General features: G+C 67.6%; 11 protein-coding genes. 3 read left to right on the forward strand and 8 right to left on the reverse strand.

What is annotated here, in order from left to right; genetic code table 11:
* Positions 1-7 precede the first annotated feature (7 nt).
* The 5 genes from YWC_RS0112420 to YWC_RS0112440 all read right to left on the reverse strand — a co-directional run bounded on the left by YWC_RS0112420 (position 8) and on the right by YWC_RS0112440 (position 6934).
* The gene (locus YWC_RS0112420) at positions 8-2830 is read right to left on the reverse strand and encodes an ATP-binding protein (protein WP_027865667.1); all 2823 of its coding nucleotides are present in this window, start codon (positions 2828-2830) and stop codon (positions 8-10) included.
* A gap of 9 nt (positions 2831-2839) precedes the next feature.
* On the reverse strand, positions 2840-3544 hold the full coding sequence (locus tag YWC_RS0112425) for a hypothetical protein (protein ID WP_027865668.1): 705 nt from the start codon (positions 3542-3544) through the stop codon (positions 2840-2842).
* Entirely contained in the window at positions 3537-4907 is a 1371-nt protein-coding gene (locus YWC_RS0112430) for a hypothetical protein (protein WP_027865669.1), read from the reverse strand. The genes YWC_RS0112425 and YWC_RS0112430 overlap by 8 nt, the downstream gene beginning before the upstream one ends.
* Before the next feature lie 165 nt (positions 4908-5072).
* Positions 5073-5825 (reverse strand): DUF3108 domain-containing protein, encoded by a 753-nt coding sequence (locus tag YWC_RS0112435; RefSeq protein WP_027865670.1) that lies wholly within the window; start codon positions 5823-5825, stop codon positions 5073-5075.
* A 2-nt stretch (positions 5826-5827) separates the two neighbouring features.
* Entirely contained in the window at positions 5828-6934 is a 1107-nt protein-coding gene (locus YWC_RS0112440) for a DUF3108 domain-containing protein (protein ID WP_027865671.1), read from the reverse strand.
* Positions 6935-7058: 124 nt separating this feature from the next.
* Here YWC_RS0112440 and YWC_RS29205 point away from each other — a divergent pair, with 124 nt between their 5' ends.
* On the forward strand, positions 7059-7766 hold the full coding sequence (locus YWC_RS29205; RefSeq protein WP_051306423.1) for a PhaM family polyhydroxyalkanoate granule multifunctional regulatory protein: 708 nt from the start codon (positions 7059-7061) through the stop codon (positions 7764-7766).
* 1 nt (position 7767) lies between these two features.
* Positions 7768-8181, forward strand: coding sequence for a GFA family protein (locus tag YWC_RS0112450; RefSeq protein ID WP_027865672.1), 414 nt, complete (start codon positions 7768-7770; stop codon positions 8179-8181).
* On the opposite strand, the gene YWC_RS0112455 is transcribed toward YWC_RS0112450, so the two are convergent.
* Positions 8159-8458, reverse strand: coding sequence for a hypothetical protein (locus tag YWC_RS0112455; protein ID WP_027865673.1), 300 nt, complete (start codon positions 8456-8458; stop codon positions 8159-8161). The two genes, YWC_RS0112450 and YWC_RS0112455, sit on opposite strands and share 23 nt — an antisense overlap.
* Positions 8459-8621: 163 nt before the next feature.
* Here YWC_RS0112455 and YWC_RS29210 point away from each other — a divergent pair, with 163 nt between their 5' ends.
* Positions 8622-11885 carry a patatin-like phospholipase family protein gene (locus tag YWC_RS29210; RefSeq protein ID WP_084416412.1) on the forward strand — a complete coding sequence of 1088 codons (3264 nt, stop codon included), beginning with the start codon at positions 8622-8624 and terminating at the stop codon, positions 11883-11885.
* A gap of 1 nt (position 11886) precedes the next feature.
* Here YWC_RS29210 and YWC_RS29215 read toward each other — a convergent pair whose 3' ends face one another.
* Entirely contained in the window at positions 11887-13587 is a 1701-nt protein-coding gene (locus YWC_RS29215) for a tetratricopeptide repeat protein (RefSeq protein WP_036214210.1), read from the reverse strand.
* The gene (locus tag YWC_RS0112470; protein ID WP_027865674.1) at positions 13584-14285 is read right to left on the reverse strand and encodes a sensor histidine kinase; all 702 of its coding nucleotides are present in this window, start codon (positions 14283-14285) and stop codon (positions 13584-13586) included. Before YWC_RS0112470 ends, YWC_RS29215 begins: the two co-directional genes overlap by 4 nt.
* Positions 14286-14336 lie beyond the last annotated feature (51 nt).

Consider the following 14336-nt stretch of genomic DNA (forward strand, 5'->3'; position numbering starts at 1 on the left):
CTTTGTCTTACGCGGCCTTCGCCTCGTCCTTCCTTCGCTGCAGCACGAAGATCGGCTGCGCCCACTGCACGTCCTTCTTCTTCTTGCTGGTGATCAAGGTCAGCTCCGACGGATCGTACACGTCGGTGTTGTGCGTCAGCGGCGTGGTCATCAGGTACTGGGCGTCGGTGTTCTTCAGGAACTCGCCGACCAGCTGGATGTTGCGGATGTCCAGGTGGGCGAAGGGTTCGTCGATGAACACGAAGCCGCCCGAGCCTTCTTCCGACTTCAGCAGGCCGATCAAGAGCACCAGCGACTTCATCACCTGCTGGCCGCCGGAAGCCTCGCCGTCGTTCATGCCGATCTGGTCCTTGCCGTCGAACTTGAAGCGCACGTGCAGGCCGGCCTGGGCCAGCTGCACGTCGTCGTTCTCCAGGCGCACCGGATCGGCCTGCACGTCGATGCCCGCCAGCTCGCCCAGCTCCTTGATGTTCTTGGAGTAGGTCTTGATGGTATAGCGCAGGCGCTCGATGTAGGCGCCGCGCGCGTTGGCGGTGGCCTCGATCGCGCGGTTGTTCTGGTAGCGGCGTTCCTCGGTCTCGCTCTGGCGGCCCGACAGCTGGTCGTTCAGGCGCGCGTACTGGTCGATGACGGTGTTGTCCTGTTCCCAGTCGTCGCGCGCCAGGGCGTGCTCCAGCGAGGACAGGCGCAGGTTGACCTGGTGCGCGTTCTGGTGCTTGGCCACCAGGTCGCCGCGCCAGCCGGCGTTCTTCCAGTTCGTCGGCAGGTCGCGCCAGCTCTTGCGCAGCGCCAGCAGGGCTTTCGCATGTTCAGTGCGCTGCTCGATGGTGCGGCGGTTGTTCAGGCGCATGCCGGCTTCCGCTTCGGACAGGGCCATGCGCGCGTTCTGCCACACGGTGTCGGCGCGGGTGCGCGCCACCGTCGCGTTCTTGGTCAGCATCGACAGCTCGCCCAGGCGCGCGCCCACTTCCAGGCGCTCGGCCTTGAGCGGCTGCAGCGCACGCGTGGCTTCCTCGAACTCGGCCTGGCGCGCCGCCAGTTCCTTGGCGGCGTCCACGCCGGCGATGCGGCCCTTCAGCGCGCCCACTTCGGCGGCCAGCTTGCTGATCGCCAGGGTCAGCGCGTCTTCCTGGGCTTCCAGGGCCGGGAGCGACTTCTGGATCGCTTCCAGGCGCTGGGTCTTGCCGGCGGAACCGAAGCGGTAGCGCGATGGTTCCACGAACAGCGAGCGCCCGCCGCGGCGTTCGCGGTGGTAGGCGTCCGGGGTGATCCATTCGTCGCAATCCGACTTGAAGCCGGCGTCCACCGAATCGACGCGCTCGATGCGTTCCAGCTGGTCGATCAGCCAGCCCGGCGCCTTTCCGGAAAAGCGCACCACCGACAGCAGGCTGGCGTCCTTGACCACCGGCGCCTCGACGCAGTCGGGCACGATGAAGTGGCGATAGCGTTCCTTCTCGGCCAGGCGGTAGGCCGCCGGCGCATCCTTGGCTTTCTCGAGCAGCACCACCGAGGCGTAGCCGCCCAGCACACCCTCGACCGCGCCCTGCCACTTCGGATCGGTGACTTCGACGATGTCCGACAGCATGGCGTGGGCGATGCCCTCGTCGCGCAGCGCACGGCGCATCTGGCGCTGGGCTTCGGGCTCCGGCATCGCGCTCTTGCCCTGCAGCGCCGAGATGGTGGCCAGCTCGCCGGCGATTTTTGCGGCGATGTTGTCGCGCTGCTGCTTCTGCTTGGCGAGTTCCGCTTCTTTTTCGTTCAGCTGGTTGGCGACTTCCGCCAGGTCGGCGCCCGCGTCCGCGGCCAGCTTCTGCAGGCGATCCTTCTGCTCGATCAGGCTTTCCAGCGGCTTGAGCTTCTGGTTGACCTGGGTGAGGCGGCTCGCCAGCTCGGTGGCTTCCTGCTCCAGCTGGGTTTCCTGCTTCTGCGCTTCCGTCAGCGCGCGCTGCTGGGCTGCCAGCTGCTGGCGCTTCTCGGCCAGGATCGAGTCGGCGGCAAGCAGCGGCTTGCGGGCTTCCTTGAGATTGCGGCTGATGTTGGCCGCCTTTTCGCGCGCCTCGTGGTATTCGAGGGCCGGCAGCACGTCTTCCTGCAGCTCGCGCTTTTCCTTGTGCAGGCCTTCCCACTGGTGGTAGTTGGCCACGCGCAGGCGCAGGCCTTCCAGGTTGATGCGCGAGGTTTCCAGTTCCGCCTCGAAGCGCTTCAGTTCCGTCTCGGTGTCGCGCTGGTGGCGCTTGGCTTCGTCGTAGGCGTCCAGCACTTCCTTGTCGCCGAAGACCTGGAACACCAGGTCCAGCAGCTGGCGCGGCGCGTATTCGCACAGTTTATCGGTCTCGCCCTGCTCCAGCGCGAGCACCTTCGACATGGCCGGCGACAGGCCGGCCGAGGCCAGGCGCTTCTTGTAGTTCTCCACGCCCAGCCAGTCGGTGGCGTCGGTGACTTCCTCGATCTCGACGTTCCCGGGACGCATCAGGTACTGGCGCTTCCAGTCGCCGCCGTTCTTCTGCACCTGGCAGAACAGGGTCACCTCGTCGTCGGCGAAGAAGCCCGAATGGCGGAACGGGCGGTTCGACAGCTGGCGGCCAGACGGCTTGTTGTCGACCACGGCGCGCAGCCAGGCGCTCTGCTGGCCCGAGTGGCGCGCATAGTGCTTGTAGGTGCGGCCCATCGAGCAGTCCAGGCCGAACAGGGTGCGCAGCGCGTCGAGCAGCGTGGTCTTGCCGGAGCCGTTCTGGCCGGCGATCGTGATGATCTTGGCGTCCAGCGGGATGTTCTTGATCCGCTGCCAGTAATCCCAGTGGACCAGTTCGAGTGATTTGATATGGAACATGGGCTTACCTTAGTTCGGAGTTTCTTCGTCGGCGGCGGCTTCCACCACGGCGTCGTTGGCGGCATCGATCTTGCGCGGGGCCGCGGCCAGCGGCGCGCGCTTGAACACCTCGGCCAGCGCGCCGTTGATGATGCGTTCCTTCAGCAGGTCGGTGTCCATCATCAGGTCCAGCAGCGGGCCTTCCAGGATCACGTCGCCGCGGCGCTCGATGAAGCCGAGCTTCGACAGGACGCCCAGGTTCATGTCCATGCGGGTCTTCTTGCCCAGCTTGTCGCCGAAGTCGGACAGCAGCGCGGTGTAGGAGATGCCGATGGAGGTATCCTCGGCGCGCGGGATCGGCGCGTCTTGGCCGAACATGTCGGTCTGGTCGTCCGCCACCGTGGTGTGGGTTTCCTGGCGCTCGCGCTTGGGCAGGATGATCTGCGCCCACAGCACCACCAGGAGGGCCACGCCGTCGCGGGTCAGGCCGAAGTTGTTGTTCTGCCAGATGTCCTTGGCGCCGAAGATCTTCGGCTCGACGTTACGGTGCAGGGCGATCGTCACGTGGTCGGCGTAGACGTTGTCGAGCAGCTTCAGGCCGCATTCCAGCAGGCGCTTGTCGACTTCGATGCGGAACTGCTCGTCCGACAGCGCGCGCTTGACCATCTTGTCGTCGCGGCGCAGGGTCTGGTGCGTCAGCATGCGCGCGATCAGGATTTGTGCGTCGTCATTCATCGGGTGTTCCGCTTTCAAGATTCAGTGAGAGGGAGGCGATCGACATCGCCGCCACTTCCGGGTCGTCGAGCTGGATCATCTCGTCCGTCGGTTCGAATTTCACGGGCAGGCGCGCCAGCTCGGCGGTCGCGCCCTGCAGGCTGGCCTCGGACGCATCGCCCAGCAGCGGCAGCAGCGAAGCCCGGTAGGAAGCAACGGCAAAGCTGGCCGGCAGCAGCGACTCGTGTAGCGCCACCTTCTTCGGGCCGCTGTCCGAGAACTCGGGGAAGTTGCCGAGGTTGGCGAAGTCGGCCAGCTTGTTGATCCAGTCGTTCAGTTCGGCCTGCATCGCCGGGTTGTCGTTGACCGTCAGCGGCGCATCGGTGCCGGTCGGCAGGCCTTTCGGGCCGGTCGAGGTCACGCGCTCGAGCAGCAGCTCGGTCTCGGCCACGTCGATCATCTCGGCCGGGGTGCCGAACAGCGGCACCACCGGGCGGTCGATCGCCTCCTCGGCCAGGCTGGCCAGGTCTTCGTGGGCCAGCAGCCAGCGTTTCACGTCGGTCGTCGACAGGCCGGACTGGCCCAGGTGCACGCGCTGGCGCTCGATCTGGTTCAGGGCGCGCGAGAACATGCCCTGCATGTTCAGCAACGCGCTCTGGGCGCGGCCGATGGCCTGCGCCGCCTTGTGGGTGGCCGCGTCGGCGGCCGGGTCCTGGAGGATGGCGCGCAGGATGACCGAGCCCTTCTCGACCCAGTCGCAGGCCATGTGCCATTTCGCCTGCGAGGTGCGCAGGCGGAATTCGGAACCGGAAGCGATGGCGTCCCGGAACTCCTCGGTGAGTTCGACCAGGCGGCCCAGCAGGTGGCGCAGCTGCTCCACGGTGACCCCGCCCACGGCTTGGGCGCCGGCCACCTGCGACAGCAGGAAGCCCATCTCGGCATCGTCTTCTTCCGGCTTGGCCAGCGCGATCAGGGTGTCGAGCGCGGACAGCACGTTGCGCGCCAGCGGCGTAATGCGGTAAACGGCGCTGGGGCCGTCCCAGGCCAGCAGGCCGTGGCCGCGCAGGCGGTTCAGGACCGTCTCCAGGCTTTCCGCGGTCAGGTAGGCCAGCTTGTTGTTGATGTCGGCCCGCGAGAAGGCCGAGCTGCCGGTATCGCTGGCCAGCTCGCGCAGCACCAGGAGGCGCACCAAGACGCCGTCCTGGGTGCCGTGGAACAGCGCCGTGAAGGCCGACAGCATGGGCTGGGCGCGCTTGAGGTGGTAAACCTGCTCGATCTCGTCGGGCGCGACACCGTCCTGGAAGTGCGCCTGCAGGGGGTCGTCTTCCAGTGGTGTCGAAAGGGATTCTACGGCGAGCGCCGCGCCGCCAAGGTGGTCGATCATATAAGTACCGTTCTCTGGCGCGGACAGGCTCAACCGGTCCGCGGGGGCGCCAGTATAACAGTTTAGGATCGGCAACTAGCTTCCGCGGAGGCCCCCGATTGCAGGAAAGACACACCCATCCATTGCCTTGAAAACAAGACAATGTTGCATTGTGTGAGGTGCAATTTACGGTTTTGTCACCGTCTTCAGGGTCTGTTCGATCTGTTCCTTGTCGCCGTCGGCATAGCGCAGCTTGACCGGATACCACTCGTGCTGCGGCGCCAGCCAGACCTCCAGCACCTGATCCTTCTTGTCCGCCACCGGCTGGCGCGACACCAGCACTGCCTCGACCTCGCCCAGGCCGGTCTGTACTTTTTCGCGCTTGATCACCTTGAACACCCAGGTTTCTGCATCGCGGCGGCCGGCCACGAAAAAGGGCCATTCGGTGCCCGGCTTGAAGCGCTCGCCTGCGCCGCGCGCCACGGCGGCCAGCTGCCAGGTGATCGACACCCGGTCCTGTTCGCCGCCCTTGAGCGGATAGACCTGCTTGCTTTCGCTGAAGCGCAGCGCGCGCGCTTCGCGGTCGAACGTGGCCGTGGTCGGGTCCTTGCGCATGCGCTTTTCGGTGAATTCGGCGGGGGCCAGGCCGAAGGCGTCGATCGTGCCGCTGCTGCGGTCGTGGGTGATGGTGCCCAGCAGAGGCACCTTGGATTCGGCGCTCACGGCGTATTTACCGTCTCCGGCGCGCCAGGTGACGATGGCCTCGCCCTTCAGGCCGAAGCCGCGCTGGCGGGCCTGCAGCTCATAGTGCAGGTCGGCCGAGGGCGGTAGTTCGAACTTGCGCTTGATGGCGGCCGGGGCATCCTGTGCGCCGGCAGTGCCCAGGGTGAGCGCCAGCAGCAGGCCGCAGCCGGCGTGTCGTACGGCAGAGTGTTGCATATCTAGAATCCTGGTTGGGTCATGGCGATGTCGTTCGCCGTTTGCGTGGTTACCGCGCCATTGGCTTCGCTGCTGCGGATCTGCACCGGCAGCCAGCCATGCGCGGGCGAGAGCCAGATGTCCAGCCGCGATTTGTACGAGCCCGGCTTCGGCGGGCGCGTGATACGCACGGTCTGCAGGCGGCCGAGCGGGGTGTCGATCTCCTCCGGTCCCACGACCTTGAAGGTGTACACGGCGCCCCAGCGCTCTTCGCCGACAAAGATGTCGATGTCGCCGCTCAGTTGCGCCTGGTCGCCGCGCGCGATGGCCGCCAGCTGCAACGGCACCGTGGCCTTGTCCTGCGCCCCGGGCTGCAAGGCATAGTTGCCTTCCGAAGCCGAGAACGTCAGCTTGTTGCCGGACCAGTCGAAATGGGTCGCGGTCAGCGAACGGCCGCGGCGCTTTTCCGTCATTTTCACCGGCGCCAGGCCGGTGTTCCCGAGATGGCCTTCGCTGGTGAGCACCGCCAGGTTCACGCGCGCGAACACGATCTTGATGCCGGCCTCGAAGCGCATCCGATAAGCCTGGTCGGTGCGCTTCCAGGACAGCAGGGCCTGACCGCTCCATGTCGTGCCGTCGGCGTCAAGGCGCGCCACCTTGTAGCTGAGTTCGGCCGGCGGCGGCACGTCCACCTTGTAGCGGCGCACCGTGTGCACGATCGGCGCCGGGCCGGGGTCGGGTTCGGCCGGGGCGGGTTCGGCGGCAGCGGTCGGCTGCGGCGCTGGAGCCGGCGCGGCGGATGGCGTGGTGGTTTGCGCGGGCGGACCGGGGCGCACCGGTTCGCCCACCACGTCCTCCGTCACCGTGATCGTGGGCAGCGGTACGAAGTCCGGCAGGGGCGGCTGCACCAGTTTCGGCGCCGGCGGCGGCACGGGCTCGGCTACCGGCGCATCGAGGGGCGCCGGCGGCAGCAGCTGCGCCAGGCTGATCGCAGCTTCGCCCTCACGTCCCGGCAGCGCGATGCCCTGCGTGCCCGCGGTGAGCCAGCCCAGCACCAGCCAGTGCAGCAGCACGATGAGCGTGCCCAGCACCAGGGCGCGCAGCCGCTGAGGAGGAAAAGCGGAACTCATGCCGCTAGTGTAGCCTGAGCGCAGCCGGGGTGCAGGGACGCGGCACATTGGCCCCTTTGCCGTACAGGCTTTGTCGCGTGTTATTTATCTGCTACGCTTGGCGCTTCTAGCCAAGGAGAAGACCATGCTCAAGCCGCCCAACGCTGCCGGAATGCCCGATACGCTCGAATTCGTGAAAAACCTCTGGGGAAGCATGAATATCCCCGGCGTCGGCGTGCCGGGCGTGACCGGCTCCAGCCTGTCCGTGGACGAACTGGACAAGAAGATCGCCGACCTCAAGGCGGTCGAATCCTGGCTCAACCTGAACCTGGGCATGCTGCGCGGAACCATCCAGGCGCTCGAAGTCCAGCGCGGCACCCTCGCCACCCTGAAAGCGATGGGCGACAGCATGGCGCAGGCCATGCAGCGCGCCGGCAGCGACCCGGCCATGGCGGCGCCCTTCACGCAGTTCTTTGCACAGCAGGCCGCCAGCGCCCCGACACCTCCCCCGCCGCCGGCGCCGGAGCCGAAGGCCGACGCTTCTTCCGGCCAGGCGGAACCAGCAGCCCAGTCGGCCGCGAACAGCGCCATGCCGGCTGCGGTCGCGTGGTGGAATTTGTTGCAGGATCAATTCCGCCAGGCAGTCAGCAGCGCCATGCCGGCGGCCGGCGTCACCCCGGAAACCCCTGCCGGCGGCAACGATGGCGCGGCAAAGCCGGCCCCGGCCGAGCCGAAAGCGCGCGGCGGCTCGCCGCTGGACGTGTCCGGCGGCGCGGAACCGGCAGCGCCCGCCAGCCCGGGCGGTTCCGGCCGGGTGGGCCGCAATCCGCGCGTAAAAGCCGACAAAGGCTGAGATGGATGTCCGCGGCGGCTGCCTGTGCGGCGACGTGCGGCTGCTGGCCTCGGGACGGCCGCACCGGGTCGGCCTGTGCCACTGCCTCGACTGCCGCAAGCACCACGGCGCCCTGTTCTACGCCGCCGCGATCTTCCCGCAGGATGCGGTGACGGTCAGCGGCGACACCCGCGATTATTGCGGCCGCCACTTCTGCCCGCGCTGCGGGTCCTCGGTGTTCGCGCGCAGCGGGGACGAGATCGAGGTGCACCTGGGCACGCTCGATGCGCCGGACCAGTTAATGCCGACCTACGAGAACTGGACCATACGGCGCGAGTCCTGGTTGCCGCCGTTTCCGCTCGACAAACACTACCTGCGCAATCGCGATGCTTCCGACCGCGAGGAAGATGGCCTCAACGGTCCTTCAGGCGCGTGAGGCCGGCAGAAATCCACACCACCGCAACCAGGATGGAAATGATGGTCGGGAACAGGAGCGGCACGGCCAGTTCCGGCCGCATGTCGACGATATAGGCGCATCCGGCACTCACGGCCACGGGAAGGAGCAGCCGCGGCGCCGCATGGCGGTTGATGCGAACGACCGCCTCCGGCGCCTCGTAATCGACGAAATTCAGAATCCTGCGCTTCGGTAGGAAGTAGAGCAAGGCGGCAATGCCCAGGAGGAGCACGCCGATCAACAGGTAGATGTTGGCCATACGCTTTCCATATTGCACATCATTGCTTTCACCATAAGCAAGATTACCAGACTTAGTGGAGGGCGCACTCTTGATCTATTCGGTAGCGTCCGCTTACCTGGCGTGCTGAACTGGACTCAGCGGGACCGGTTTCCGATCCCGCCCGTCATCAAGAGGAGTACCCGTGTCCTCGTTCGACCCAGCCAGCCTGGTCCCGGCGCAAATCGCCGACCTGCGCCGTAAACTGGAAGCGGCCGGCTGCCGCCCGCCCGCCCATGCCTGCACGCTGGACGAACTGGCCGAGGCGATCGTCGAGTTCCGCCGGCGCGAGGGCATCGCCGGACGCGGTGTGCTCGACGACGCAACCCTGCAGCGCCTCGACGAAGTCAGCGGCGCAACCTTCCATGACGTCTTCCGCGACGAACTCGAGCTGCTGCACCCGGACCCTGATGCCGCACCAGGCGCCGACCTTGCCGCCCGCGCCCACAAGGCCGGGATGGTCGGGCTGGCGCTGTCCGGCGGCGGCGTACGCAGCGCCACCTTCGGCCTTGGCATGCTGCAGGCACTGGCGAACCAACGGCTGCTGCGCCACCTCGACTACCTGTCGACCGTTTCCGGCGGCGGCTTCATCGGCGGCTGGCTGTCCAAGTGCATCCACGAACAGGGCGGCGACGTGCGCAAGGTCGAGGAGATGCTGGCGCCAGGGGGGACAAATGCAGCCGGCCGCACCGAGGCGCCGGCGATCCGCTTCCTGCGCCAGTACTGCAACTACCTGTCGCCGCGCGGCGGCATGTTCAGCGCCGACACCTGGACCCTGATCGGCACCTATGCCCGCAACACCGGCCTGAACCTGACGATGCTGGTGGCCTGGCTGTGCGCCCTGCTCCTATTGCCGCGCGCAGCCGTGTGGGCCGTGCACCGTATCGTCGACCCCGGCGGGCCGTGGGCCGTGTATGCCGACCTGTCCTGGATGGCCGGTGTGCTGCTGTTCCTGTTCGCCGTGTTCTGCATCGCCCTGAGCGTCTCCAGCAAGCCCACCGGCTCGCGCGGGCGGCGCCGCTTCCCGCTGTCGCAGGGCGCGGTGCTGTGGTGGATCAACCTGCCGCTGCTGCTGGCGGGCTTCCTCGGCAGCCTGGGCCTGTGGCGGCACGGCGGCGAAACGCCTTTCTGGGAATGGACTGCGCTGCCGGCGCAGCTGGCGGGACGCGCCCACTGGCTGCTGGCGCCCGGCTTCGCCTACTTCGTGGTGTGGGCCTGCGGCTGGTACCTGGCGCACGACCGCACCAGCATCTACCGGCGCGCCGGCTACGTGGTGTGCGGCGCATTTTTCGTGGCCGTGCTGGCGGTGCTGTGCGCGGCGGCGCGCGCCTTCGCCCCCGAAACGATGATGCGTTTCATGGCGCGCGAGGCCTGCGACCTGCTGGTCAACGGCCTGCTGGCGCTGTTCGTGGTGCTGCTCATGGTGGCCGCCGCCCTCGCCGTGGTGCCGCGCCTGCTGCATCCGCATCCGCCATCGGCCGACCTGACGCGCGCCGAGATGGTCGAGGGCCTGTCGCACCTGGCCTGCGCCCTCGGCGCCCTCGGAATCGGCACCCTGCTGCTGCTGGCCGGGCTGTCGCTGCTGCCCGACCCGAAGACGCACCCGGTGCTGAACAACGCGATCGCCCTCACCACCTTCGGCATGCCGCTGATGATGGCGCTGTTCGCCGGCACCATGACGCTGATGATCGGCCTGATCGGCCGCATGTACAGCGACGCCAGCCGCGAATGGTGGAGCCGCCAGGGCGCCTGGACCTGGATCTTCGCGCTGGCCTGGGTCTCGATGTTCGGCGTCTCCTTCTTCCTGGCCCCCTTGCTGCACTGGGCCTGGCTGACCCAGAACGTGTGGTCGCACATCACCACCGTGGCCGGCTGGCTGCTCGTGACCTGGTTCGGCCTCAAGGCCGGCAGCGGCAGCCGGACCGGCACCTGGGCCGGCAGCCTGCGCGCCGGCGACACGCGCTTCGAAGTGGCGGCGCGGATCGCGCCCTACGTGTTCACCGCCGGCGTGTTCGCCCTGCTGAGCGCACTGGTGCAGGCGGCGGTGGCGCCGCCGCGCATCGCCTGTCCCGAGCCGATCACGCTGACCTGCGTCTATGGCGCCCATACCAGCGCCACCCTGGCCACCAGCGGCAGCCGGCTGGCGTGGGCCTTCGCGATCTTCCTGGGCGCAGCGCTGCTGCTCGGCTGGCGCGTCGACATCAACAAGTTCTCGCTCTACATGCTGTACCGGAACCGCCTGGTGCGCGCCTACTTCGGCGCCAGCAGCCGCGCGCGCAAGCCCCATCCCTTCACCGGCTTCGATCCCGGCGACGACCCGCTGCTGGCGGACCTGAAGCAGCAGCGCCCCTGCCACATCATCAATACCTCGCTCAACCTGGTCGGCGGCGAGGAGCTGGCCTGGCGCACCCGCAAGGCGGCCTCGTTCACCTTCACGCCGCGCTACTGCGGCTTCGAGCTGGCGGCCGGATCGGTGGGAAGCGCCGCGGTGCACGGCGTGGCCGGCAGCGCGCAGTCCCTGGACGCCGCGCGCGGCTGCTACCGCCCTACCGGCGCCTACGGTGCGCGCTCGGGCGCCGGGGCCGACGACGATGCCGGCGTGCGGCTCGGGATGGCGGTCGCGGTGTCCGGCGCGGCGGCCAGCCCGAACATGGGCGCGCACTCCTCGCCGCCGCTGAACTTCCTGATGACGATGTTCAACGTGCGCCTGGGCCGCTGGTGTCCCAATCCGCGCAAGGCGGCCTGGCAGCAGTCCTCGCCGCGCGTCGGCCTGTTCAGCCTGCTGGCCGAGCTGTTCGGCCTGACCAATGCCGACGCCACCTACGTCTACCTGTCCGACGGCGGGCATTTCGACAACCTCGGCATCTACGAACTGGTGCGGCGGCGTTGCCGCCTGATCATCGCGGTGGACGTGGCCAGCGACGGGGCGCTGGCCTTCGCGGACCTCGGCAATGCGATCCGCAAGGTCGGCACCGACCTGCACGTGCGCATCGACCTCGACGTCTCGAAGCTGGCGCAGCTGGGCGGCGAGGGCTTGTGCGGCGCCAGCTGCGCGGTCGGCACGGTGCGCTACAGCCAGGTGGACCAGGGCGGCGTGGATGGCACGCTGCTGTACATCAAGCCGGCCATCGTCGGCCGCGAGAACGCCGACCTGCTCAACTACCGCAAGGTGCACCCCGCCTATCCGCACGAGAGCTCGGTGGACCAGTGGTTCGACGAGACCCAGTTCGAGAGCTACCGGGCGCTGGGGCAGTACATCGGCGAGTGTGCGCTGGACGGCGCGATGGAGGCGGCGCGCACGCGCGACGGCGGGCTCGACGTGGCGGTGTTGTGCGCGGAGCTGGCGCGGCGGCACGGCAATGCCGCGCAGGGACAGCGCTGCGAGGACGTGCGGGGAAACTGGCGCTGACTCAGGCGGCGGCAGCCGGGCCGGCCACCTCCGTTGCAGCTTCCTCTTCCACCTTCGGCACCAGCGCCAGCAACTGCTCCATCAGCTGGGCAAAGCGCTGCTGCCCGGGCTGCACCCGGTCGACGTGGGCCAGCACCCCGTGCGCTTCTTCCATCAGCTCGGCGCTGTAGCCGCGCTGCTGCATGTGCGAGATCAGGATTTGCGCCGAGTTGAACAGGATGCGCACGTTGTGCGGCAGCGCTGCCCTGGCATTGCGCATCCACTCGACCGCTTGCGGCAGCTTGCCGGTCTTCCACAGCAGCACGCCCTGGTTCATCAGGTCGATCGCTTCCTTGCGCGCGCCGCGGATCAGCTTTTCGCCCTCCTCGCCCATGCGCGCCTTCTCGAAGATCTGCTGCACCTCGTCCTGCAGGAAGCTGTTGTCGTGGTTGTTGCGGATCACGTAGCACAGCAGGTCGACCGGCGCTTCCTTGACGCCTACCGCGAACAGCAGGGTCGCCATCTCGAGGCAGGTCGGCACGTCGGGCCGTTCCCCGGTCGACTGCAGCAGCGCTTCCAGCTCGTCGCCGGCCTTGCGCGCGCGGCGGTAGTCGCCGCTCTCGTGGTACACCAGGCCTTCGGTGATCTTGGTGCGCAGTTCCATGTCCGGATGATCGGCGCCGAACTCGCGCTGCGCCGCGATCAGGAGCTGCAGCGCTTCCTTCGGATCGTTCTTCAGGCCGCACACGCGCGCCAGCCCCAGATAGGCGTCCGGCGTCTTGCGGATCGAGTACTCGCCGATCGAGATGCACTTGCGGAAGGCCTTCTCGGCCATGCCGACGTTGCCCAGCTTCAGGCTGGCCTGGCCGAGGTTGCGCTGGCGCGGCACGGAATTCGGCGAAAGCTTGGCCGCGCGCTCCAGCACGTTCAGCGCTTCCTCGTGCTTGCCCATTTTTTGCCAGGCCAGCGCCAGCTGGTCGTAGGCATCGATGTAGTAGCGGTTCTCGGCGATCACGGTCTGGAACATCTGGCGCGCCTGCTCATAGTCACCGTCGGCCATGCGGATCTTGGCCAGGCCGGAGCGCGCCCACTGGTACTCGCGCTGCGCCAGCACGCGCTCGTAGGTCTCGCGTGCCTTGGCCGGCTCGCCGCTTTTCTCCATCAGGCGCGCCTTCATGCGCAGCAGGTCGATCTCGTGCGCCTTGTTCAGCGCGATCTGCTCGTCGCACAGGCGCGCGGCGCGCAGGTAGTCCTTCTCGGCATAGGCCTGGTCGATCAGGCTGAACACCTGCTTCTTGCGCCACACCCGGTTCAGGCGGCTGAGCAGCACGCCTTCGGTGATCGGCTTGACCAGGTAGGCGTCCGGCTGGTGCTCGGCCGCCCCCATCACCGACTCCACGCTCTTCTCGGCCGACACCATCAGGAACACGCTCGAGGGCAGCAGCAGGTTGCGCATGCGCGCTTCTTCCAGCACCTGCTGGCCGTTCTTGCCCTCGCCGAGATTGAAGTCGCACAGCACCACGTCGTAGCGCGTCTTGTTGAGCAGGCCCATGGCCTCGCCGCCGCTGGAGGCCTGGTCGATGTTGCGCGCGCCCAGGCTGCGCAAGGCTTCGCGCAGCAGCTGGCGCACGCCGATGAAGTCGTCGACCACGAGGTAGCTCTTGGACGCCCAGTCCACCTGTTCGGCGCTCGGCGCCGCCAGCGAGTTGATCACGGCATTCATGGCAGGGTCAGGATGAAGCAGCCGCCGCCCAGCCGGCCGCCGTTCTCGAGGCGCACGGCGCCGTTGCGCTCGCGGTGGCGGTGCATGCGCGCGACCTCGCGCGAGAAATGCAGGCCCAGACCGGCGCTGTTGGTGAGGAAGTTGACACCGGACGCCATGCCGTTCATGGCCGCGCTCCCCGCCTCGAGCAGCGTGGCCGGGAAACCCACGCCATTGTCTTCGACGCGGATCTCGAGCCAGCCATCGCGCTCGCGCGCGCTCAGGAAGATGCTGTCGCGCGTGTAGTGCACGGCGTTGTTGACGGCATGCGAGACCACGCCGACGATCAGGTCCTCGTCGAAGTGCCAGACCAGCTCGGGATCGACGTCGAGCTCGAGCGCGATGCCGCGCGACTCCAGCAGCACCCGTTCCAGGGCGACCACCTGCTCGGCCAGCTGGCCGACTTCGAGCGGCTGCACGTCGAACGGATACTCGGGCGTGCCCACGTGCTTGTACAGCGCCAGCAGCTGCATCAGGTTGTCGTTCAGGCGGCGCGTCTGGTACAGCATCTGCGCCATTTGCGGATAGGCCTTCTCGGTCTCGGGCGAGGCGTCGTCGAGCAGGCGTTCGAGCGTGCCGGACAGGACGCTGATCGAATTCTTCATGTCGTGCGCAGTCGACGCGAGGAACATGGACAGGGGCGAGTGTGGGTCTTCCATCGAATTGGCCGGCTTTCGGCCTATAAATTACCGTAAGTCAATTATACCGCT

This window comes from Massilia alkalitolerans DSM 17462 (assembly GCF_000427785.1).
GTDB classification, from domain to species: Bacteria; Pseudomonadota; Gammaproteobacteria; order Burkholderiales; family Burkholderiaceae_D; genus Telluria; species Telluria alkalitolerans.